At 45.4% G+C, this 22,766-nt stretch carries 20 protein-coding genes; 9 read left to right on the top strand and 11 right to left on the bottom strand.

Annotated elements, in window-relative coordinates:
- Positions 1-46 precede the first annotated feature (46 nt).
- From BMX44_RS04905 to BMX44_RS04920, 4 genes are read right to left on the bottom strand one after another with little or no spacing between them, the layout of a single operon-like run.
- Positions 47-637 (bottom strand): pilus assembly PilX family protein, encoded by a 591-nt coding sequence (locus BMX44_RS04905; RefSeq protein ID WP_090628827.1) that lies wholly within the window; start codon positions 635-637, stop codon positions 47-49.
- Positions 634-1,392: a PilW family protein gene (locus BMX44_RS04910; protein WP_090628829.1), complete on the bottom strand. Its 759-nt coding sequence runs from the start codon at positions 1,390-1,392 to the stop codon at positions 634-636. Before BMX44_RS04910 ends, BMX44_RS04905 begins: the two co-directional genes overlap by 4 nt.
- Positions 1,389-1,886, bottom strand: a complete 498-nt coding sequence (pilV, locus tag BMX44_RS04915) for a type IV pilus modification protein PilV (protein ID WP_090628832.1) — start codon at positions 1,884-1,886, stop codon at positions 1,389-1,391. Before pilV ends, BMX44_RS04910 begins: the two co-directional genes overlap by 4 nt.
- Positions 1,880-2,404 carry a GspH/FimT family pseudopilin gene (locus tag BMX44_RS04920; protein ID WP_090628836.1) on the bottom strand — a complete coding sequence of 175 codons (525 nt, stop codon included), beginning with the start codon at positions 2,402-2,404 and terminating at the stop codon, positions 1,880-1,882. Before BMX44_RS04920 ends, pilV begins: the two co-directional genes overlap by 7 nt.
- A 198-nt stretch (positions 2,405-2,602) precedes the next feature.
- Between BMX44_RS04920 and thiO the strand changes: the two genes are divergently transcribed.
- A complete protein-coding gene (gene thiO, locus BMX44_RS04925) occupies positions 2,603-3,697 on the top strand; it encodes a glycine oxidase ThiO (RefSeq protein WP_090629130.1) in 1,095 nt (364 codons plus the stop codon).
- Positions 3,698-3,865: 168 nt separating this feature from the next.
- Here thiO and BMX44_RS04930 read toward each other — a convergent pair whose 3' ends face one another.
- Positions 3,866-5,005 (bottom strand): Do family serine endopeptidase, encoded by a 1,140-nt coding sequence (locus BMX44_RS04930; protein ID WP_090628839.1) that lies wholly within the window; start codon positions 5,003-5,005, stop codon positions 3,866-3,868.
- Between the two features lie 79 nt (positions 5,006-5,084).
- On the opposite strand from BMX44_RS04930, the gene BMX44_RS04935 reads away from it, so the two are divergent.
- Together BMX44_RS04935 and mltA are read left to right on the top strand one after the other, a co-directional pair.
- A complete protein-coding gene (locus BMX44_RS04935) occupies positions 5,085-5,831 on the top strand; it encodes a Nif3-like dinuclear metal center hexameric protein (protein WP_090628842.1) in 747 nt (248 codons plus the stop codon).
- A 208-nt stretch (positions 5,832-6,039) separates the two neighbouring features.
- Positions 6,040-7,239 (top strand): murein transglycosylase A, encoded by a 1,200-nt coding sequence (gene mltA, locus BMX44_RS04940; protein ID WP_090628845.1) that lies wholly within the window; start codon positions 6,040-6,042, stop codon positions 7,237-7,239.
- A gap of 6 nt (positions 7,240-7,245) precedes the next feature.
- Here mltA and BMX44_RS04945 read toward each other — a convergent pair whose 3' ends face one another.
- A complete protein-coding gene (locus tag BMX44_RS04945; RefSeq protein ID WP_143056887.1) occupies positions 7,246-8,589 on the bottom strand; it encodes a hypothetical protein in 1,344 nt (447 codons plus the stop codon).
- A 335-nt stretch (positions 8,590-8,924) separates the two neighbouring features.
- Here BMX44_RS04945 and BMX44_RS04950 point away from each other — a divergent pair, with 335 nt between their 5' ends.
- From BMX44_RS04950 to BMX44_RS04970, 5 genes are all read left to right on the top strand, one after another.
- Positions 8,925-9,359 (top strand): hypothetical protein, encoded by a 435-nt coding sequence (locus BMX44_RS04950; protein ID WP_090628851.1) that lies wholly within the window; start codon positions 8,925-8,927, stop codon positions 9,357-9,359.
- Between the two features lie 111 nt (positions 9,360-9,470).
- Positions 9,471-9,761, top strand: coding sequence for a PepSY domain-containing protein (locus BMX44_RS04955; RefSeq protein WP_090628855.1), 291 nt, complete (start codon positions 9,471-9,473; stop codon positions 9,759-9,761).
- A gap of 42 nt (positions 9,762-9,803) precedes the next feature.
- Positions 9,804-10,490: a response regulator transcription factor gene (locus BMX44_RS04960; protein ID WP_090628857.1), complete on the top strand. Its 687-nt coding sequence runs from the start codon at positions 9,804-9,806 to the stop codon at positions 10,488-10,490.
- Positions 10,487-11,821, top strand: a complete 1,335-nt coding sequence (locus BMX44_RS04965; protein WP_090628860.1) for an ATP-binding protein — start codon at positions 10,487-10,489, stop codon at positions 11,819-11,821. Before BMX44_RS04960 ends, BMX44_RS04965 begins: the two co-directional genes overlap by 4 nt.
- A gap of 180 nt (positions 11,822-12,001) precedes the next feature.
- A complete protein-coding gene (locus tag BMX44_RS04970) occupies positions 12,002-15,430 on the top strand; it encodes a mechanosensitive ion channel domain-containing protein (RefSeq protein ID WP_177167674.1) in 3,429 nt (1,142 codons plus the stop codon).
- 76 nt (positions 15,431-15,506) lie between these two features.
- On the opposite strand, the gene asnB is transcribed toward BMX44_RS04970, so the two are convergent.
- The 4 genes from asnB to BMX44_RS04990 form a co-directional block, all read right to left on the bottom strand.
- Positions 15,507-17,468 carry an asparagine synthase (glutamine-hydrolyzing) gene (gene asnB, locus BMX44_RS04975; RefSeq protein WP_090628866.1) on the bottom strand — a complete coding sequence of 654 codons (1,962 nt, stop codon included), beginning with the start codon at positions 17,466-17,468 and terminating at the stop codon, positions 15,507-15,509.
- Positions 17,469-17,522: 54 nt separating this feature from the next.
- The gene (locus tag BMX44_RS04980; protein ID WP_090628869.1) at positions 17,523-18,614 is read right to left on the bottom strand and encodes an aspartate/ornithine carbamoyltransferase family protein; all 1,092 of its coding nucleotides are present in this window, start codon (positions 18,612-18,614) and stop codon (positions 17,523-17,525) included.
- 112 nt (positions 18,615-18,726) lie between these two features.
- The gene (locus BMX44_RS04985) at positions 18,727-20,154 is read right to left on the bottom strand and encodes a sodium:solute symporter family protein (protein WP_090628872.1); all 1,428 of its coding nucleotides are present in this window, start codon (positions 20,152-20,154) and stop codon (positions 18,727-18,729) included.
- A complete protein-coding gene (locus BMX44_RS04990) occupies positions 20,144-20,491 on the bottom strand; it encodes a hypothetical protein (RefSeq protein WP_143056889.1) in 348 nt (115 codons plus the stop codon). Before BMX44_RS04990 ends, BMX44_RS04985 begins: the two co-directional genes overlap by 11 nt.
- A 540-nt stretch (positions 20,492-21,031) precedes the next feature.
- Between BMX44_RS04990 and BMX44_RS04995 the strand changes: the two genes are divergently transcribed.
- The gene (locus BMX44_RS04995) at positions 21,032-22,042 is read left to right on the top strand and encodes an isoaspartyl peptidase/L-asparaginase family protein (RefSeq protein ID WP_090628877.1); all 1,011 of its coding nucleotides are present in this window, start codon (positions 21,032-21,034) and stop codon (positions 22,040-22,042) included.
- Here the strand turns inward: BMX44_RS04995 and BMX44_RS05000 are convergent.
- Entirely contained in the window at positions 22,034-22,744 is a 711-nt protein-coding gene (locus BMX44_RS05000) for a glutathione S-transferase family protein (RefSeq protein ID WP_090628880.1), read from the bottom strand. The two genes, BMX44_RS04995 and BMX44_RS05000, sit on opposite strands and share 9 nt — an antisense overlap.
- Positions 22,745-22,766 lie beyond the last annotated feature (22 nt).

Genomic DNA, 22,766 nt, shown 5'->3' on the forward strand with positions numbered 1-22,766 from the left:
GACACCCTATGTAAATTTCCAGTTGCTTTATATCCATGCGCAAGTCTTAGGGTCTGAAAATTTCCTGTAACTGCACTTCTGTTCCCTGTTTTGCACCCAGTGCCCGCGCGGTAATACGGTAGTAATAACGAACGCCATTACCTGGCGGTGTTTTTCTAATTCCTTCGATAATATATGTTGGCGCCGGCACACCTGCCGGCAGAGCCGGTGCAGTAAAATTGACACCGTCTACATTGAACACAGTTCCAGGAACATAGCTGATTGGGCAATCCGGCGTGCAGTACGTAACCCAGGCCGGATTTCCGGGATTTCCAGGCTCTCCGGGTGCTGATACACCTGCTCCGTAGTAGCATAGCCCGTTAGTGCAAACACTATCAAAACCAGTCACGCCATCAATGGGGTTTGGCGTATTTGTCGTCGGATCATTATCACGGATATGTTGCTCGGCATATCGCAGTGTCATTTCGGCAGCCTGAAGAGCGAGATTCCGGTCTCGCAGGTTACCGCTCATTCGTTCTTCCATGCCGGCTGTCCGCATCGCTGTAGTTCCGAACAGTGTAAGTACTACTAAAAAAATCAGACCTGTCGCAAAAGTTGCGCCGGTTTGTCTATTGGGCAATGAGTAAAACGATATCATGGCAGTAAATTGATGCGGTTCCGTAAATTGAATGTGGCAGTAAACGCGCGCCTTAATCGACCATCTGCAGGAACAGCAGCCAATGCGCCGCTACAGTCCCGGTAATTATTTCCGACAGAGGCAATGTTGTTCTGGTCTGAGCGCACGAGTACACAAACCCGCGCTGTGACTACCTGATCCCAATCAGCTGGGGTATCAACATACTGGTTTGCCGATTGATCACCAGCAGTGTCAATACCGTAAAGTATTTGAAGATCTTCTATGTTTTCGGCCAGCACAGTACCCGAAGGGGGAGCGGCAGGCACAGCTGGAGCTGGATCAATTTCGCCATCGCACCTTAATTGCGCGTTGGCCACGTCTACATTAAAGTAATTCTGGATAATATTGTCAGCAGCCGCAACCTGCGTGCCCTCGCAATCATTGTCGCCAATAGCGCCATCGTATTGCACAGTCAATGTATCTGGAACACCGCCGCCTCCATCAACACCGTTTATAGGCACGCCCGAGAAGGCCACTTTAAATCCTGCGAACGGAATATCAGCATGCCCCGCCTGTTTAATGCTTCGACCAATAATCTCGAGCGCAAAACGGCCGCTCTCCTGAATACGGGCATTTTCTTCCTGTCCGCGAAATGTCTGGCTGCTGCTTACAAACACGGTACCAATAGCCAGCAGTATCACCAGGCCGAGCGTTAAAGCAATCATCATCTCAACCAGAGTGAAACCACCTTGTCTAGATTTTTCAACGTGCATCATGGCGAGAACCTGGTTAGGAAACAACGTGTTTCAGGGGATACAACTCCTTGGCATCCACCACCTCTGTCTTTCTCTGTCCACATAATGGTAATGACATACCCGTTCACCAAATCGCCAGACACTGTTCCCTGACCATTTGGCAACAGATTGCCATTGGCCACATTCCACTGAGCATGGTCATACACGGCCATTTGGTCAGCATCACATTCAGCTGCAGTGCAATCATTACTGGCTGGAATATTTGTTGTCAGATCATTGTAAGAACCATTCCTTACGCCTGACAGATTGGCGCGCATACGGTCCGCGATATCATGCGTTTGATGAATTGCAACCGAGCGAAAATGCGCTGTGGCATTGCTCTTCATACCCGTCATTATCAAGCCGGCCATACCAAGCAAACCAAACGAAAGAACCAGTACAGTAATCAGTACCTCCAGCATACTGAAACCACGAACATGGTGCATGTGCAATCCACAGTTTTGATGACCTAACATACTGCTGATCCTTTCTCCGTACGGACACGTCCCTGGTTATTCAAAATCACAGCTCTGGAGTGAGCGGAGCCGCGACTGTCGCATAAAGAAAACGTACTATTAAAACCCATGGAAAAACCGTTCGCTGAAAATGTCACCCGCAAATCACCACCACCTGTCTGAAGTGTATTTCCACCCGTAAATGCGGCTGCTACCTGGATAACTTCTTCACCAGCATCAACCACCCCGTCTCCATTTGTATCCGCAAAGACAATCCATCCGTTCGACCAAACAGTTCCGCCTGTACAGGCGGTACCACTGGTACTCGGACAAATTGTGGCAGGGCTGTTTCGTTTTATCGCTTCACTTTTTGTCAGCATCATTGACGATAAAATGCTGTTGCTTTGCGCAGTTATTCTGCTTTCCTGCACAAATTCCTGGTAATTTGGAGCCGCCACAGCCAGTAAAATACCTGCTACACTTAAAGTAACGACCAACTCTATGAGAGTAAATCCTTTGTCGATTGCTAAATTATTCACTTTTTACTTCTGACAACGATCTCGAATTACTTTTTTTACGGTAGAAGTTAAGAATGACTTTAGCTTTTTTTGAATTCCACCAGTGCATCTGTACTCGCTTTTTTTAGGTACAAACCCCATCGCTGACTTCCGTTAATTCAGTGTTTGCCCACATGCATCCGTATTGTGATTCTCTTCAATGAAATCAATGGTATAAATATGAAACAGAATACAATTATTGTAGGGGCAGGTATCATTGGACTGGCAACTGCTGAGAAGATGCTTCGAGAGGGTTTTAAAGTATTACTTCTGGAACGGGGAAAGGTAGGAAAAGAGGCCTCATGGGCTGGCGGCGGTATATTATCGCCACTTATTCCATGGAATTACTCTGAAGCTGTTACACGATTAACACAATACAGTGCCAAAATTTATTCAGATTGGGCAGCTAAATTGCATGCATTCACAGGAACCGATCCAGAATACAACAAATGCGGAATGTTTATTTTACCGCCATACAACATCAAAACCGCGATGAACTGGTGTTCGGAATATGATATCAGAATGCAACTGTCGAATTTATCTCGACTTATACCCTCCGGAAACTTCGAAGCAATCAACCGTTGCGACCGGATACAACAGGTAATCCATCTACCCGATATTGCTCAAATTCGCAATCCGAAGCTGTTAAAGGCACTTCATCAACGCGTGATTCAGCTGGGAGGAGAAATTATTGAAAGTTGCAATGTACAGCATTTAATTGTCAAGCAAAACAGCGTGAAACAACTTCAGACTTCTTCCGGTCGGTTTGCCGCTGATTACTACATCATCGCTGCTGGCGCGTGGAGTACAAAGCTTCTGGGACAACATGCACACAACCTGGCCATCAAGCCCATTTGCGGTCAAATGCTGCTGTTTAAATTCCATGATCCGCCAATACCGGCCATTCTGGTTCAAAACAGTTCATATCTTGTCCCGCGTAAGGATGGCTATCTTCTGGTAGGGAGCACTTCGGAAGATAAAGGTTTTAACAAACAAATTACAGCTAACGCAAAAAAACAACTCATAGAAAAGGCGCTTACAATTTTACCTCAATTACACAAAATGCCGATCATACGCCAGTGGTCAGGGCTTCGCCCCGCATCGCCACAGAACATACCAACTATTGGTCAACATCCTGATTTAACCAATCTCTTTATCAATAGCGGGCATTTCAGATACGGCATGACAATGGCGCCAGCCAGCGCGGAAATTTTGACTAACACGATCATTGGCCTAACTCAACCAATTGACGTTAATCCCTATCAGGCTGGCTGAATAAATTATTCGCACGAATTTCGTCATGAAATTTAAATTTTCGGCTGCTTTGTCTTTGTTTATGCCAACCAGACCTTATATGGTTTCATAAGCCTTGCGTTTCTGTTGCGCAGCCGCGCCCTATAACCGCTCGATTCGCAACACCAGCAGCTGTCAGGAGCATCCAACTCACAGTTGCTCTGGCCGAACACCCACTTTAATTTGAATATTCTTTTTCTTATTGCTGCGGATTATCGTTACTGTAACGGTTTCTCCCGGCGGAAGTGCGGCAACCTTGTTGAGCAACTCAGAAGAATTTTCTACGGGCTCGCCTTCTATAGCAATCATAATATCGCCAGGCTTAATGCCGGCTTTGTCTGAAGGCCCGTCTTTAAGAACGCTTGCAATCAATGCACCCGTCACGCTATCCAAATTAAACGAATCAGCCAGTTCCTTGTTCATATCCTGCATACTGACGCCAAGCCAGCCACGAATAACACGACCAGACTGAATAATCTGTTCCATGATCTCTTTTGCAATATGAATCGGAATAGCAAAACCGATACCCAGAGACCCACCCGATCGAGAATAAATGGCTGTATTGATACCAATCAGGTTACCATCAGTATCCGTTAACGCCCCACCTGAATTACCAGGATTAATTGCAGCATCTGTTTGAATAAAATCCTCAAAGGTGTTAATGCCTACTTTTGTACGGCCCAGTGCACCTATGATACCCATGGTGACGCTCTGACCGACGCCAAACGGATTACCGACAGCCAGTACGACATCGCCCACTTTGGCCTGCTCTGACTGACCAAAGGTAATTGTTGGCATATCCTGCAATTCGATTTTCAAGACTGCAAGATCGGTTTCCGGATCAGAGCCGATGACAGCCGCTTCTATCTTGCGTCCGTCAGGCAATGCCACTTCAACTTCATCCGCAGCCTCTATAACATGATGATTGGTTAAAATATAACCATTCGAACTGACAATAACACCCGATCCGAGATTGGATCTGCGTCGCAATCGGGGTTCAAGCTGCTCGCCAAAGAACCGCTGAAAAATTGGATCGTTTAACAACGGATGCGGTGTTTCCTTTACCGCCTGCCGGGTAAAAATATTTACTACGGATGGCATCGCCCGGCTGGCTGCTTCATAATAGCTGTCAGGCCTGGATTCAATGTAGCTAGACGTTGTTTCCTTGATCGTTACCAGTTCTCCACGTGGTGTCCAGGGTAACAATTCAGGGCGCAACGTAGAAACTACAAAAAAAATTGCCAATAGAATTGTTGCAGTTTGTGCAAAAATCAACCAAAGCCTGTACATATATACTGACCACTCCAAGATAAAATAATCGCTTTTTATCGCGATTCGTAATTTAGTGCAACTACACAGGACAAAACGCATGCATCGAAACGAGCTCGAACAATACGTAAATCAATTACTGGAAATACCCCGTTTCAAGGATTATTGTCCAAACGGCCTGCAAGTAGAAGGCCGTGCGAATATACATACAATAGTAACGGGCGTGACAGCATCGCGCGCATTACTGGAAGCTGCTGTGCCACATCGCGCAGATGCCATTCTTGTGCATCACGGTTATTTCTGGCGCGGAGAGAACGCATGCATTACCGGAATGAAAGCCCGTCGGCTTGAATTGCTGTTAACAAATAAAATCAATTTATTTGCCTATCATTTGCCACTGGATTACCACACCGAGCTGGGTAACAATGCACAACTGGCAAAACGGCTGGAGTTTATCGAAACCGGCCGGTTTGGCGAACAAGATATTGTTGTGCATGGAAAACTTGCCGAACCTATGCTTCTGCGCGCGCTCGGTGAAAAAATCTCACGGGTTCTGAAACGGAAACCGCTTGTTATCGGCAACCCTGAGCAGAATATCCAACGTATCGCCTGGTGCACAGGTGCGGCTCAGGGTTACATTGATGCAGCAATTGCACAAAATGTCGATGCCTACCTGACTGGTGAAATCTCTGAACAAACAGTACACGCCGCGCGTGAATCCGGCGTGGCATTAATTGCTGCTGGGCACCATGCTACCGAACGTTATGGTATACAGGCGCTTGGCGAGCATTTGTCAACAAAATTCGGCTTTGAGCACCGGTTTATCGATATTGACAATCCTGTTTGATTCTCTCTGGCTTTACATAAGCACGAGTATTCATTCATCTTTGTCTTTTTTCTTTTTCTTTGAAAACATCGTCCACCAGATAATAAAAACAAACAGACCCAGCGCCACAGCCGCCTCTACCAACAATAGCCACCAATTGTTTTCCATATAAATAATTTCAAGCTTGCTGTATAGTTAATATTTAAATTGTAACTCTAACCAATCTTTGATGAAAAACCAATCCTGTTTTTCAATTATCTTAATATTGCTTGTACTGCTCGCCGGTTGCACAAGTAAAATCACTGAATCGCCCGGAACAGTCAAACAGACCGGCAAACCTGAAATAAATCAACCAGATGAAACGCGTCCATCAACGTATGTTGCAGCGCACTGGTCAAACCTGCCGGGCTGGTATGAAGACGATCTCTATTCAGCATGGCAGGCTTTTAAACAAAGCTGTTCCGTTTTAAGACATCAGCTTATTTGGCAGGAAGTCTGTATCGCTGCGTCGAACATGCAGGCAACAGATAGCAAAAGCCTGCGAATCTTTTTTGAGAAACAATTCACACCCTATCAGGTTATCGCCAGTAACGGCAGTAAGGAAGGGCTGGTTACAGGTTATTATGAACCGTTACTGCACGGCAGTCGCCAACCGTCGGAATATTATCGCTATCCAGTATATGGCGCACCGGATGAATTGCTGACAATAGATCTTGGCTCGCTTTACCCCGAGCTCAAAGATTTACGGCTACGCGGCCGTCTTGATGGCCGCAGGGTTGTACCCTACTACAGTCGTGCAGAAATCATGAGCGACCCAACTATTTTGGAAGGTCACGAATTATTTTGGGTGAATGATGAAATCGAACTGTTTTTCCTGCAAATTCAGGGTTCGGGAAGAATACTGCTTGAATCGGGCGAAATTGTGAAAGTCGGTTTTGCCGACCAGAATGGTTATCCTTACAACTCAATCGGTCGAATTTTGGTACAGCAGGGCGAGTTGCCTATGGAAAAAGCTTCCATGCAGGGTATCAAGCAGTGGGGACAGCTGAATCCGGACAAATTGCCTTCGTTACTTCAGCAGAATGCGCGGTTTATTTTTTTTCGAGAACTGCCTGAAGATTTGAGTGGTCCTGTTGGTGCGCTCGGTGTTCCACTAACTGCAGGCCGCAGTATTGCAATTGACCCTCAATCGATTCCACAAGGCGCGCCTGTGTTCCTTGCAACAACATGGCCAAACACCGACAGACCGCTCAATCGTCTAATGGTAGCTCAGGATACCGGCAACGCAATCAAAGGCGGTATCCGCGTGGATTTTTTCTGGGGGCATGGTCCAGAGGCAGCCAGTCAGGCCGGTAGAATGAAGCAACAGGGCAGTATATGGGTGTTAATGCCAAACAACCATACAGTCCCGCAACTTGCACAACAATAAAATCTGTCAATGCGCATTATTGGTGGTGGATTGTAAAGAATTTTGTACCGATTTATCTTGAACAGCCTGCTCGGGCTTTTTTCTGGGCAAGTGAGCAGGCAATTTGAGCTTTGCCAATTTTAAAAGCGGACCGCCACGAAGTTTAATAGCGTCTTTCAGGGTATCATTATTCCCCTCTTTAATACTGAGATACAGTTGCAGATAATCGTTCTTCTCGGTATTTTCATAACCATCAGGTGGTGCCCCCGGATTATACAAACCGAAAGACAGCGACATATCCGCAGTCAAAAAGACAAGATCGTCTGCGAGCTGTACCTCGGCATACTCAAGATGTTTGGGATCAACATAAACCACCACCTGCTGCTCCAGCGTTAGATTAATTTCATCCTTGCGGTGACCTGCAAAAGACAACTCAACCTCCATCAGTTCATCATCGGTGACCATTTCAGCGTCTTGATCGACTTCACTAATAACCTGGGAATTCGGAACCACTTCGGAAATCACTTCATTCATGAAATTTTCCTGTTCTTTTTCCACATTTTTCAATGCATCGATTTGTTCATCAACTGTTTTTCCAGAGTCATACAATTCATGAATCGCCATAATGGTTTTCTGGCCCGCCCCAGGTATATCAATTTCATCATCGAGAAAGCCCAGAATCGGATCATAATCCAGCTCAACTTCCAAGGGATAAGGCACATCATCGTTTGTATTGACTTCACCCTGCATAAACAATGTGACCACAATTCTCCTGTCGCTATATGGATCAAGCTGCATTCCGAGTGGCACTGGCCTCAAAATAATATGCCCAGTACTTTTCAGGTGCACATCAAGTGTCACCAGCCATCTGTCTTCAAAAGGAACTATTGAGGCATCCAGATTATTGGAAAGCCAGTCCGGTATCAAATCGAAAAATTTCAGCACGCCAGTGGCTCTTATTTCCTGACGATTATCTTCGCCGACTTCATCGCCTACAAGAATTTCTGTTTCAAAAAATTCATGGTCATCATCCTCGATCGGTACATCCACATCTGGATCAGGTCTTTCTCCGGTTCCGAGCGCTTTAGCAACCATCCGGGATACAGCCTCAATGTTAAAAACATCGTTCAATATCTTGGGAATACTGCCATTATCAGGGATCGGGACGCACAAGATACTCGATCTACTGTGTGTATCAGCTCGTACCTGCTCTAGCCTTCGATGAAAATAATTATTCAAATATATGTATTCCGACGAAAATCCCTGATTCTCAAACTCCGAGAGACAATGGTTAATTTCGTACTTACGATATATCGCTCGTGATTCCAATCGTTGAGAAAAATATTCGTTTATTGAATCTACTTCACTCATATGAAAATAGCTGTGGTATGAATCATCACTGGCAGAATAGTTGAATCATTGTACAACGAAATGAATTTTTAATTATATTCCACCAGCCATTCATTCGCCCTGAAAACCCAAACCTCTTTTCTGATGATCTGCAATAAAATTGCATAAGTTCGACTGACTTTGTTTGAATGTATGAAATTAATGAAAAAGTAATAAAACAACCTCAAACTCAAAAAACCCGTAATTGATGGGATTGATACATTTCGCGGTATTCAGTCTGTATTCATGTTTGACTGTATATAGTTCAACCGTCTGACGCATGTTTGAAACATTTATAAACTAAATGGAGGGTTCCAATGAAAACCAGAACGGTAACACCTGTCAACTTAGTACTTACAATGCTGCTGGGGCTGGTATTGGCGATACCCGCTGCGGTCGAAGCGGGAAGGGGCCATCACCGGTTTGGTCATACGCACCACCATCACCATTATTATAACCATGGCCACGGGCACTCACACAAACACCATCGACATTACAAGAAGCGACACTACAAACGCCATCATTACAATCGTCATAATCCATATTATGGCGGCGGCTATAACAGAATTTACAGTCCGCCGCAGCAATACTACAACAGGCCGTATTACAATCGGCCTTATTACAATACCCGCCCTGGATATAATTATGGTTCAAACGTTATCAGCTATCCACCAGCAGCGGGGTATGCCTACCCACCTCAAGTAATGCTAGGCGTTAATACCGGAAATGCAAGCTTTATGTTACGCTATTGAACTCATGCACCTGCGGGGAACTCACCATTTTCCTCGCAGGCGAATTGCCTGATTCAATGCATAAACGGTACGCACTAGCCAGTATCGTTTAGCCAATAAAGCTGCTGACTTATGAATATACTGCAAAAATTTCTTTTGACCGCATTCTTATTCGCATTTTTTCCAATATCCGCCACAAGCAGTGAGCGCCATGAATCGATTAATGCGAATAATCCTGAAAACCGGCATACAGAAATCTCACAACGCCAGGCGATAACAATTGCACAACAACATATCAAAGGCCGCGTACTGGATATCCGACGCAACGAAAACGTATATCGCGTCAAAATTCTCAGTGATCAGGGCTCTATTCATATCATTCAGGTCAGTGTAAGTGATGGAACAATCAAATCTGGCCACTAGCCTCCGGCGTATCAGATAATCAGTTCGGATTGTGTAACGGTCATGCGTATCCTGGTCATTGAAGATGAAATAAAGCTGCAGACACAGATTCGTCAGAAACTTGAATCCGCAGGGTATATGGTCGATACATGCAGTGACGGCAGGGAAGGCTTGTATATTGCCAATGAATACCCGCTGGATGCTGCAATTATCGACCTGGGCCTGCCGGGCATATCTGGATTGGAAGTCATTAAAACACTGCGGGAACAGGGTAGCGTCTTGCCAATTTTGATTTTGACCGCACGAGACAGCTGGCAGGACAAAGTACAGGGACTTGAGCTAGGCGCCGATGATTACTTAACCAAACCATTTCAGATAGAAGAGTTACAGGCACGGTTAAAAGCATTGCTACGCCGTGCAACCGGCATTCCATCCACTTCTTTGAAATGCGGCCCGATTGTGCTTGATGTTTCAGCTCAACTGGTAACCGTCAATAATTGCAAGATAGATCTGACATCATTCGAATACCGTATGCTGGAACTGTTAATTCGGCATCAAGGCGAAGTGTTATCAAAACGAGTCTTAACGGATTACCTGTATCCACATGATGAAGACAGAGACAGTAATGTGCTGGAAGTAATGGTGGGCCGGTTACGGCGGAAACTGGACCCAACAGGTAAATTGAACCCTATTGAAACGCTGCGTGGACGAGGATACCGTTTTACCATAGCTTGTGATAGATCATCATGATGTCGCTTAATAAGCGTATCCTATTCAGTGCGACTGGTGTTTTGCTGGTTTTTATTGTGGGCATAGCACTGGCACTGGATCGCGCGTTTTATGACAGTGCCCGCCTGGGAGTTCAGGACAGAATGTTAGCCAGACTGCTCATGCTAATGGGAGATGCCGAAGTAGATGATGACGGCAAACTGGAAATGCCTACCAATCTGCTAGACACCGAATTCAGCCGCCCCAATGCGAACACCTATGGATTTATTGTGAATCATACCGAAAAAGTTGTGTGGCAATCGACTTCGGCATTGAACAAAAAACTACCCGAACTTCGACTCCTGGAAAAAGGCAGCAAAGATTTCAGTCAAATTGTCATCAGTGGTGAATCTTTTTTCCTTTATCGTTTTGGAGTTGCCTGGACAACCGAGACCGGCAGCTATCCGTTAACTTTTAATGTAATTACTGACACAGCACTTTTTGATGCACAAATCGAGCGTTACCGGGAAGATCTCTGGGGATGGCTGAGTGTCATGGCTGTGCTACTCCTGGTTACACAAATGCTGGTACTGCGCTGGGGCTTGCAACCCATGCGCCAGGTGTCGATAGAGCTGTCGGCTATTGAATCGGGTAAACAGGAGAATGTCGTAGGTAACTATCCGAGTGAATTAAAATTGCTAACTGATAGTATAAATTCGTTAATCAATCATGAGCGCAAGCAGCAAAAACGTTATCGTAATGCACTTGCTGATCTGGCGCACAGTCTCAAAACACCTTTAGCCATCCTGCATAATGCAGCAACAGTCCAGCAAAACAAGCCTGAGGAAAAAACCGTTCGAGAACAAATCGAGCGTATGGACAATATTATCCAATATCAATTGCGACGGGCAGCAACTGCAGGAAGTTCGCCGGGGATGCGCCCAGTTTATCTGCTCCCGGTTGCAGATCGTATTATAAAAACCGTCTGCAAGGCGCACCACGATAAGAATCCTGAAATTACTATCGCCATTGATAATACAATCAACTTACGCATTGACGAAGGTGACTTGATGGAATTGCTTGGCAATCTCATTGACAACGCTTTTAAGTGGTGCGACCGACAGATTGTTTTGTCAGCCGAACGCCACCAGAAACAAATCGTCATTCAGGTAAAGGACGATGGTCCAGGAATTCCACAACATGAAATCACCAGGATTCTTGAACGCGGCGTGCGTGCGGATCAATCTATTCCGGGACATGGCATCGGACTTGCGATTGTTAAAGATATCATTCAGGTCTACGGTGGCGATTTGTCAATTGAGCAAAACCCACCCAGAGGTGCTTGCATCACAATTTACCTGGATGTCAAATAAGTTTATATTGCACATTTTTTATTCAAAGTGTAGCTTGTATCAGCGCACCTGCTTTTCGACACGTAGATTTTGAATACCGCTTCGATTTTTTCACCGCTCCAACGCAGAACTCGCAAATGCCATATACTGGACTTGCCATACGCCATGTGTCTGCTGTTTATTTTCTTCCTGTACAGCACGATGTCTGCTGCCAGCAATGGTAGTTCTTACACAGACATTGAAACGACACTAAAAAAGAAACAGGATCATTTCAGTCATACACTGAAAGATGTTGAAGCGCGAATTACAACTTTAAAAAAAATAGACTCGTTAAATTCTCAACAGCAGTCTGAGCTATCTTCATTAAGTCAGGCTCATGATTTTTTACATAAAAGCATCGAGTCGTCAAATCGTGCATTAAATTATGTCAACGCTGTCAAGAATACCCCTCAACAACTAAGAACCCTGGAACGAGCCCTGGATGCACCACTGCAAAAAGAGGAATTAAATACTGATAATATAGACCTGAAGCAGCCGCTGGAAAAACTTGAATTACAGTTCGAATCTGTTAGAAAAATTCTGGCGGATGCCCGGAAAAAGCGAACAGAAATCGAGCAGGAAATTATCCGGCGTGCTGAACGACAACCCAAAATCGAAGAAGAAATCAAATTAGCACGCAGCCGGATTGAAGCGTTGAAACAAAAAACAGCAGCCGTTTCCGATCCTGCAGCAGAACATCTCAGCGACACTCAGAAAACTGTGCAAGGTTTGGAAATCGATTTTCTGCAGCAGCTGATACAAGAGCTTGAACTCGAAGATCGCAGTTACAATCAGCAGCGGGAATTGTTGCGCGCACAACGGCATGTTGCAGAACGTGATGTGTTGATTGCAGAGCGCAATTTTAATGTATTTGAAGAAATCATGAACCGTCGGCGGGCCGAAGCGGCCGAACATGCTAAACAGATAGCTGATACCGCAAGCGAAGCTGCCGATACTGCTCATCCACTGGTGCGCGAAATTCTGGATGAAAACAGACAACTTGCATCAGAACTGGCGAGCATCACGGCAAATAGTGCATTATTAAGCGAAGAAAAAAAACGTATCGATCTTGCATTAACAGCAACACAACGTAACTATGACCGGATCCGGGAAAAAATAAACCAGACTGGTCTGACAAATGCTATCGGGTTAAAACTGCGCAATGATCGTAAACAGCTTCCCGATATTGATGCTCATGAAAAAAAAATCGAAACGTACAGCATGGAAATCAATCAGGTACAGCTGCGGCGGATTGAGCTTGAAGATCGCCTGCTTGAATTGATTGATCTTGATTTTGAAGCTACCCGGCTTATTGAAAATACCAAAATCGAGCTTTCCGGGCCTGATCGCAACCGACTGCAAAAAGCTGTATATCAAGCACTGGACAGTCAAAAAGATGATTATCTGGATGAACTGATCAACGCTTATGACGTATATTTCGAAACGAACCTTTATCCGATTCTGGAGCACGAACTCAAATTTATTGATTTAATCAGAGAATATAAAGCGTTTATCGATACCCGCATTCTCTGGATCCAGAGCGCCCCGATAATACAACTGCAAGATATTCAGCGTTTGGGTGCAGCTGCGACCTGGCTGTTCAGTCCTACATCCTGGCTGCAAACAGCGTCGCTTGTAATCAATGATGTCGAAAAAAATTTTCTGGTTATACTGCCGTTTCTTCTTTTGGCCATAGCGTTGCTGTTAATGCAACGTTTATTAAAAACGAAATTATCTGCACTTGGACGCTATGTCACCAAACTCAGTAAAGCCCGGTTTACCGATACGCTTTGGGCCGTTGTTGTAACAGTACTGATGGCGCTTGCGTGGCCGTCGCTGATTTTTCTGATCGCCTGGCGCATCCAGCAAATCGAAACTGATTCCACTTTTGCTGTTGCCATTGGCAGCGGCCTTGCGGCGCTGGCGTATCTGTTATTTTCCGGTCTGCTGTTGAGTCATTTGTGCCGAAAGGAAGGACTTGGTGAGTTACATTTTCGCTGGAAACATGAAAGTATGGCGTTAACCAGACAGCAGCTTTCCTGGTTTCTTCCCGCTACTTTACCGCTGGTCTTTGTGTTTGTCGTGACACAGGAACAGCCGACGGAAGCACATCATGATTCTCTGGGGCGGCTTGTTTTTTTCATTCTGATGGCGACGACAACTGTACTGGTTTATCGTTTGATGCACCCTGAAAAGGGATTGCTGAAAAATTATCTGGATAAAAATGCCGAAGGCTGGATCAGCAGACTGGCCGGCGTATGGTTTCCGAGTCTGCTGATTACACCCTTTGTGCTAACCATCATCGCAGCTGCAGGCTATATGTACACAGCCGGACAATTATCGCTGCTGATTATCAATTCGCTATTGCTGGTTTTTGCGGTGATTATTGCCAAAGCTTTGCTGATACGCTGGTTAAATATTGAACAGCGTAAGCTGGCGATCGAGCAATGGCGCAAAAAATTTGCTGCGCAGGCTGAACAGTCGCAATCTGATGATGTCTCCAAAGCTACCGACACAAGCGATCAAATCAATGTTGAGGAAGATGGCCTGGATGTCAATGCCATCAGCACGCAGACCATGAAGCTGCTTAATACAGCGTACTGGTTCACGATTATCATAGGAATTGCACTGATTTGGGCGCAGGTTTTACCGGCTTTCAACATTCTGAACGATGTGGTCCTGTGGAATACAGAAGTCACTCAAACAGAGGGGGGCAGTGAAACAACGAATCTGGTGCCGATAACTTTGGCCAGCATACTGCTGGCGATTGTTATTTTCATGATGACGTTTTTTATCAGCAACAATATACCCGGATTGCTGGAAATTGTCATATTGCAGCGTTTGCCATTTACACCAAGCGGCCGCTATGCAATCTCCTCCATTGTTCGCTACATTATCATTATCGTAGGTTTTGCCATGACATTCAGTGCGCTCGGCATTGGCTGGTCAAAAGTGCAGTGGCTTGCAGCAGCGGTAACGGTTGGACTTGGCTTTGGATTGCAAGAGATTTTCGCCAATTTTGTTTCGGGTCTGATCATTCTGTTTGAGCGTCCGGTACGTGTCGGTGATGTGGTGACACTCGGTAATATCAGCGGCAAAGTTTCGCGCATTCAAATGCGCGCGACCACGGTCATTGACTGGGACAGAAAGGAACTGATAATTCCCAACAAGGAATTTGTGACCGGGCAGGTTATCAACTGGTCCTTGTCTGACTCCATTTTGCGGATTCTCATTCCTGTCGGCATCGTATACGGCTCTGACACAAAGCTCGCCAACGATATTTTGTTATCTATCGCACAAGATCATCCGCATGTACTCAAAGACCCTGAGCCCAGTGCACGCTTTGTGGCTTTCGGTGACAGTTCATTGAATTTCGAACTTAGAATCTTTATACCAGAGCCCGATCTGCTGCTGGAAACGCGGCATGATCTGCTTATGGAAATCGACCAACGTTTCCGTGAGGCGGCAATCGAAATCGCCTTCCCGCACCAGGATATTCATATCAGAAGCCTGCCTGAAGAAATCACCATCGTCTCACGATCAGATACTGCAGGTGCCCGCCCAACTCAGAAGCCATTGAAACAGGGATGATCTGGTTTCTGGTTATTCCGAATACATAGACAATGGCTGTATCAACCAGAAAAAGCCGATTTTCCGCGTTATGCTATCAGACCAGGCACTCTTCAGTGGCAGGCCGGCTCATAAAGATATCATTCATGGCATGCAATGCAATCGCATGATTGAGAATGATGTCTTTTCGCGTTTTCAATGTATGATCCTCGGAATTATCCTGGTTTTTGTATAGATTTTTTATGGCTTGTTGATTAAAGATACCGGCTTGCATAACTCGCTCTGGCGATAGATATTTATCGATTAGACCCTGAATGGCTTGTGTTTTATTTTGATCTGTATGAGCAGGCGGTGCCATGAATGCAAATTTCTCGCGATTGTACAGTACCTCGGGCAACAGATGTTTCATTGCTTCGCGCAATACCCATTTTTCTACGCCATTGCGTATGCGCACATGTGGAGGCAGATCAGCGGCCAGTTCCGTGACATGATGATCGAGAAATGCCGGACGAGATTCCAGCGAGTTGGCCATATCAACGCGATCACCGCCCCAGTTCAGGATCTGGCCTTCGAGCATGGTTTTGATCCAGCTGTACTGCGCTTTATCAAGCGGATGCCGCCCATCGAGTTTCGATTTATCCAGACTGTAAGCAATAGCACCTATTGGGTCATATTCCCCTAATAGGTCAAGAAATGTGTCTGACAACAATGGTTTGACCTGCTCCAGCACCAGCATCCAGGGCTGAATCCATGAAGGTGTGAATCCCATGACTTCCTCGAATGCAGGATGTGAGACAGTTTTTTCTGCCAGTACAGAGCCACTGAAAACCCGATTGCTGGCTTGCAACAGCGCTTCCATTGTTTCAGTCTGATAAGCGGGATCATGAATAAACATGTCGCGTTTGAAGGCGGCATATCCGCCAAAAAATTCATCGGCGCCTTCGCCGGTGATAACAACTTTAAATTGATTGTCGGTAACATGCTTGCTCATCAGCATTTTGGCAATACCAAGCGTGTTATAAAAAGTACGCTCTGAATACCATATCGCTTTTTCAAAATTCTTACCATACAGGTCGGATGCTGAAACACGTAAAATATCCTGATCTGCATTACATTTTTCTGCCATTTCGGTTGCGATAGAGGCTTCATCATAGCGTTCATCATCAAAACTGATTGTAAATGCCTTAACAGGTGATTGCTGAATGGATGATGCCATGCCCAAAATTGAGCAGCTATCAATGCCACCCGAGAGATAGCAGGCAACCGGCACATCAGCCTCCAGACGCAACGCTACGGATTCAATCAGTGTTTCTCGCACCGCCTCTATATGCTGCTGATCGCTGCGCACAGCATGCTCACCGTTTAACGGAAATTCAGCATCCCAATAACATTTTTCAGTGACTGAAATACGGTCACCAACTTTACCGATGATCAGCATGTGCCCGGGTTTTAAGGCATGGATATTTTCAAACAGCGAATCGCCTGGTACCATGACCTGCATCATCTGGTGCAATTGCACCTTTTTTGAAATATCGCTGGGAACATGCGGGTGGGCAAGGAGTGATTTGATTTCCGAGCCGTAGTAAACGGACTCGCCCGTTATATGATAAAAGAGCGGGCGAATACCAAACCGGTCACGCACCAGAATCAGTTGCTGGTTTTTTGCATCAAACAAGGCAAAGGCAAATTCACCACGCAAATGATCCACAAATGATAATCCGTATTTGCGATAAAGTTTCAGCGCTATTTCACTGTCTGATTTGGTAGAAAAACTGAATCCTTCTGCCGTCAACAATCCACGAATACGTTTGTAATCGTAAAATTCTCCATTAGCGGTAAGTGTCAATTGGGCTTGCGAATCATGTATCGGCTGCTCTCCAGAATTCAGATCAATAATCGACAAGCGTGTGTGCGCCATGGCAATGCCATCTTTTGTATCGAAATGAAACCCGCGCCCATCCGGGCCACGATGCAGCAGCTGTGCGGCCATTTGATGGATATACTTGTCATTATTCTTATCAAATCTGAATGGGCTCCATACACCGGCTATACCACACATAAGTTATACCTCTGTTTATTTATTATTCAAATGATTTTCTGGCTCTGTAATTTTCTATTCGATCAAATGATCGGGAAGCACCTGCTCAAGACGGCCAAAAATAATCAATAACAGTGCCTGACGAATAAAAACCGCACCATCCGCCTGATTAAAATAAAGATTGTGTCGGGTATGATCCAGACTGACATCAAGCTCATCTTTTCGTGCCAGAGGATGTAAAACCACAGCATCTTTTTTAAGTCTGGAATCTTTATCCAATTTAAACCGGGATCCCAGAGTTCGATATCCATCACCCAGAAAGGCGATCGAATTCATATAAATGACATCAAGTTCACCGACTACTTCCTGCAAATCATTTTGGATGTCGATAGGTATCGGACTAGAATCACAGAATGACTGTACTTCAACTCCCAAAGGATCAGCCATCTCAGAGACGATGGTAATCTGGCTGATGTTGTGTCTGAACAATAACGCCAGTATCAAAAAACTCTTCACGGTTCGCATACTTCCAGGCGTACCGACAATACCGAGGTGCAGCTGTTCTTCAGAAGCTGCGCCGAGCATGAGATCCGGTTTCCATTTCAGCAGCGCATACCAGTCAGCGAGTGCCTGGGTTGGGTGTTCGTCTGAACCATTTCCACCATTGATGATGGGAATGCGCAAATATTCGCTTAATTCCTGGATTGCCTTTTGCTGGGTATGACGTATGACTACAATATCGGCATAACTGTTAAACATTTGTCCAATATCCAGCAGCTTTTCACCTTTTGCCTCACCTGTTAAAGCGGCTTCCGCGACACTTAGCGTTTTTCCACCAAGACGCAACATAGCACTCTCAAAAGAAAGCCGTGTTCGAGTACTGGCCTCGAAAAATGCTGTTGCCATAATCTTGTCGTTTAACACTTCATCGGCGCTGATTTTTTTCAGCTGCAGATAAGCAGCAACTTTAGCCAGTTCTCTCAGCATTTCTGTATCGAAAAGATCGGCGGAAAGAATGGATCTATATGTCAATCCCTTGAGTTTCTGCAAACAAATTTTGGGCTGAAACTTGATTAAGCCTTCTGGTTCAGGGCAAAGCCCGATCAGATTTGTTTTCAGTTCGCTTTGAACAATATGCTCTACTTTTGCTGCGGTTTTAATTACCATATATTACCCTTTCTCCATTCTTTCAGTAGCATAATAATCAGAATGACGCCTGTAACGGCACACCATCCCAGTGCGCCATATACCAGATATGCAAGAAATTCAGTTGAAAACATCACGCCTGCTGTTCTTTTAACCGATGCCAGTCATAGCTATCCGGATAGCAATAGGCAAAGAAAATAACACACGCCATGGACGCAACAGCGCTTACCAGCGTAGCGATATACCAGCCAATCTGAAAGTAGGCCAGTAACCCAAGCGCGCTCCCAAGTAACATGCCGCAAATCGCGCCGCTAGATGTTGCGTGTTTCCAATACAATCCGGTAATAATCGGCCAGATCATGCTGCCAACAAGCGGACCAGCAAAAAAAAGAACCGTTGCTAGTGTTCCAATACGTGGTAGACAAACTAACCATGCAACAAGGCCCAGCAAAAGCGTTACTATTTGCGCAGCTTTTTTTAATTGCTCGCTACTGGCCTTTGGATAAACTATCTTGCGGTAAATGTCCTCTGTAATCAGATCGGAAGTTGCGGCCAGCAAGCTATCGATACTGGATGCCAGGGAACAAAAAACAACAATAAATATTGCAACAGCACCAGCCGTGCCCAGCACATTAGCAACAACCAGCGGCCCCACCATATCTGCGCTGGGTACTGCAACATTCAGCGCACCGGATGCCAAAGCGATAAATCCGGCAGCAACCGGTATGGGCAACCAGATAAATCCGGCTATAAGAAATGCTTTTTGGCCCACACCTTCTCGAAAAGCAAATGCCCTGCTCCACCAGATATTGTTATGAAACACTTCACCCAATCCGAACAGCAGATTATTAAAGACAACCATGATCGCAACCGGAAACATGATATTCAGCAGCATCGGTTTTTCGGCTGCAAGATTGGTGTGAATTGTTTCTATGCTGACATGATTCAGAACTGCAAACCCAACAATTACAATACCCGCCAGAATGATCAGACTTTGTATAAAATCAGTGCCAATGACGGCATATAGACCGCCCCGCATAGTATAGATGACGCATACCAGCAGTAGAATGCTCATTCCATACTCATAGGGAATTCCGGACAAGGCATTCAGCAGGATGCCGCCTGCCATTGCCATGCTGACCAGCCAGGCCAGACTGTAAAACAGCGTAAACAGCAGAAAAATACCCCATGCTTTCTTGCCGTAGCGCAGACGAATAAAATCACCGGAGGTATAACCATGTGGCATTAGCGCGCGTATCCGTTTTGCCATCGGGGCAAAAAGAAACAGCCCAAAAGCAGCTGTACTGTATGCAAGCATGCCCCAAATACCCATCTGCAGCGCAAATTGCGGTGCCAGCATGGTTGTATTCGATGTGATCCAGGTAGCCACTGCTGTTGCAGATGCCAGCGTCAGACCAACATTGCGTCCCGCCAGTGCATGCTGCTCAAACTGCTTGTTCTTGCGTCCCCAGTAAGTGCCTAATGCTATCCATATTACGCTTATAATAACCAGCAAAAACCAGCCGAGCGAAGGGGACAAAAAAATTGCATCATGATTCATCTGCTGCTCCCCTGAAGATAACCCAGGCAACACTCAGAAAAACAAGCGCACCAGCGATAAACAATAACCAGACTCTGGCAAGTGAATAATGGGCAACATCCAGCCTCACTGTATCTGACCATGTGCCAGGTTGTTTCTGATGAGCACGAATACGATAGTAATAGGTGCCGTCCGCCAGACCCGAGAGCATGAATGAGCTGTTTTTTCCTTTATATAACGTGATCGGATTGTCGAAACTGTATCGAGCGGCCTGCTGCAACTCGACAGGTGTTAGCTCCTTATTTTGCCAGTTGAGCAGCATATAACCGGTATTGTTTGTTATATGCCTGTCATTCATAAACACGACAGCAGCGGCCTGTCCTGTACAGCTTTGCCAAAACAGAAATACAGCGATAAATAAACCAAAAGATATGCTTTTCTTTTTTAAATCTACTTTCGTTTGAAATAGATGCATTAATCTGTAAAAATCTGTTGCATAGTATAAAAAAGTGAAGTGGATAAAACCTGGGTTCATCAGATTGAACGCTAACCGCCCCAACCCTTTGTTATGAATGCGTCATTTTGAATCCGGATACCAAAAAAACTGTTATTCAGTAATCTGTTCCGGAAGTTATTGAATCAGAAATTTTTTGTTTTTTGAATTGATTCTGCATAAACTAGCAGAATCATTTGATGAAATTTATTGACACTGTTACCGCTCTTAAGTTCTATATTGTAACCCAAAACAGCATATATAAAAAACGCTACAGTTTTACTCACCCGGCGCACTGTTGCTATTCACTTGAGTTCATATTTAAAGCGTTTACATTGATATAATGAGCCACCATGCATAAAAGTCTGGCTGGCCGACTAAAAATTACCGACTTTGCAATAATTAATGACCTTAACAAATAACCGGCCTAAAAATAACGCACCATTACGTTTAGTAATCCATGGCGGCGCAGGTGCTGTTCAAAGAGATAAACTAAAACCGGAACGCGAGCACACATTCATGAAGATACTGACACAATCACTGCGTGCAGGTCATGCCGTACTCGCTGCAGGAGGTAGCAGTATTGATGCTGTGGTCGCGGCGATTGTAATCATGGAAGACTCACCTGTATTCAACGCAGGCAAAGGCGCAGTATTCAGTCACGAAGGTTATAATGAACTGGATGCATCAATCATGGATGGCGCTACGCATATGGCTGGCGCAGTCGCGGCAGTTACCACAATTCGTAACCCGATTCGCGCCGCGCTAGCGGTCATGATGCACAGCAGACATGTTCTGTTGATAGGGCGTGGAGCGGAAAAATTTGCGTCCGAACAGGCGCTTGAAACCGTTGAACCATCATTTTTCTATTCCCAGCGCCGCTGGGATCAACTCCAAAAAGCCATCGCGAAAGAACGTATCGCACTTGATCATGACCTGGAAACAGATAGCTGGGAAGAAAACAATAATAAACATGGGACAGTCGGTGCCGTAGCACTGGATTGCCACGGCAATCTTGCTGCCGGAACATCGACTGGAGGATTGACAAACAAGCGATTCGGACGTGTCGGCGACACACCCATTATTGGAGCTGGCACATACGCGGACAATCGTTCAGTCGCGGTATCTGCAACTGGTACTGGAGAGATGTTTATCCGTACCGTAGCCGCATTCAATACCGCAGCGCGGGTCAAGCTGCAAAACATGCCTGTAACAGAAGCGGCTGACCATACGCTGGCTGAAATAGCAACTATCGGTGGGGAAGGAGGATTAATTGTGCTGAACGCGCAGGGTGATTACACGATGCGCTTTAATACAAGCGGCATGTTTCGCGGCGTCATTGGCAACGATGGTGTCGCGTATACAGGTGTTTTCTCTGGCGCCGAATCGCTGGCGGCTTACGATGCATCAGACTGATTGCAGATCAGGATAGTAGTTCTGACTGATCCGCGCAACGAAGTCTTTAAGATTATTCTTTGCCGAACCATGTTCCTTGAGCGGCGATTCGATGGGGCAACCGATAATATTGACCAGCATGCCGAAAGCGCTGGCGTCCAGCACAGTTGGCTTATCGCCTAAAAAATAAGGTTTGTTACCCAGAAAACCGGACAGCGCGTCAATGTCCTGCTTGCCCATAGTAAAGATTTCTTCTGCCTGATGACCACCTATTCCCTGGGCGATGATCCGGTTCCTTATTTTTCTTCGTGTATGCCAGGCTGCAAAATAACGAATCAATGACGGTAGTTTGCCAAAAATCGCATCGCGGTTAACATGCCAATTTTCATCGGTATACTGCCATCGGGAATAAAACGCACACCAGAACAAATGATCCTCAAGCAAATGCTGCATCGCTAGAGAAACACTGCGCTGCATGTTGTCCAATGAACCGTCCAGATCGTTATAAACGGATTTCAAGTACATTAATATAAAATGTGAATCTGCTATGATTTTTCCATCGTCATCAATATAAGGCAGCTTTCCTTTGGGCGCATCAGCCGGCAGTGCGGAAATTATTTCATAATCAATTCCCGCCATGCGCATGTAAGTTTCCACTTTACAGCAAAACGGACTCAAATTGGGAATACCCCAGGTACGTTCGAACTGATAGAGCCTGATCATAAGTTTTCCTTTTTCAAAGGAG

It is taken from the genome of Nitrosomonas marina (assembly GCF_900110145.1).
Lineage (GTDB): Bacteria > Pseudomonadota > Gammaproteobacteria > Burkholderiales > Nitrosomonadaceae > Nitrosomonas > Nitrosomonas marina.

Bases quoted from the DNA above. Each gene is read 5' to 3' on its own strand.
- BMX44_RS04905 (WP_090628827.1), bottom strand. From the start codon at position 637: ATGATATCGTTTTACTCATTGCCCAATAGACAAACCGGCGCAACTTTT.
- BMX44_RS04910 (WP_090628829.1), bottom strand. From the start codon at position 1,392: ATGATGCACGTTGAAAAATCTAGACAAGGTGGTTTCACTCTGGTTGAG.
- pilV (WP_090628832.1), bottom strand. From the start codon at position 1,886: ATGTTAGGTCATCAAAACTGTGGATTGCACATGCACCATGTTCGTGGT.
- thiO (WP_090629130.1), top strand. From the start codon at position 2,603: ATGAAACAGAATACAATTATTGTAGGGGCAGGTATCATTGGACTGGCA.
- BMX44_RS04930 (WP_090628839.1), bottom strand. From the start codon at position 5,005: ATGTACAGGCTTTGGTTGATTTTTGCACAAACTGCAACAATTCTATTG.
- BMX44_RS04935 (WP_090628842.1), top strand. From the start codon at position 5,085: ATGCATCGAAACGAGCTCGAACAATACGTAAATCAATTACTGGAAATA.
- mltA (WP_090628845.1), top strand. From the start codon at position 6,040: ATGAAAAACCAATCCTGTTTTTCAATTATCTTAATATTGCTTGTACTG.
- BMX44_RS04945 (WP_143056887.1), bottom strand. From the start codon at position 8,589: ATGAGTGAAGTAGATTCAATAAACGAATATTTTTCTCAACGATTGGAA.
- BMX44_RS04950 (WP_090628851.1), top strand. From the start codon at position 8,925: ATGAAAACCAGAACGGTAACACCTGTCAACTTAGTACTTACAATGCTG.
- BMX44_RS04955 (WP_090628855.1), top strand. From the start codon at position 9,471: ATGAATATACTGCAAAAATTTCTTTTGACCGCATTCTTATTCGCATTT.
- BMX44_RS04960 (WP_090628857.1), top strand. From the start codon at position 9,804: ATGCGTATCCTGGTCATTGAAGATGAAATAAAGCTGCAGACACAGATT.
- BMX44_RS04965 (WP_090628860.1), top strand. From the start codon at position 10,487: ATGATGTCGCTTAATAAGCGTATCCTATTCAGTGCGACTGGTGTTTTG.
- BMX44_RS04970 (WP_177167674.1), top strand. From the start codon at position 12,002: ATGTCTGCTGCCAGCAATGGTAGTTCTTACACAGACATTGAAACGACA.
- asnB (WP_090628866.1), bottom strand. From the start codon at position 17,468: ATGTGTGGTATAGCCGGTGTATGGAGCCCATTCAGATTTGATAAGAAT.
- BMX44_RS04980 (WP_090628869.1), bottom strand. From the start codon at position 18,614: ATGGTAATTAAAACCGCAGCAAAAGTAGAGCATATTGTTCAAAGCGAA.
- BMX44_RS04985 (WP_090628872.1), bottom strand. From the start codon at position 20,154: ATGAATCATGATGCAATTTTTTTGTCCCCTTCGCTCGGCTGGTTTTTG.
- BMX44_RS04990 (WP_143056889.1), bottom strand. From the start codon at position 20,491: ATGAATGACAGGCATATAACAAACAATACCGGTTATATGCTGCTCAAC.
- BMX44_RS04995 (WP_090628877.1), top strand. From the start codon at position 21,032: ATGACCTTAACAAATAACCGGCCTAAAAATAACGCACCATTACGTTTA.
- BMX44_RS05000 (WP_090628880.1), bottom strand. From the start codon at position 22,744: ATGATCAGGCTCTATCAGTTCGAACGTACCTGGGGTATTCCCAATTTG.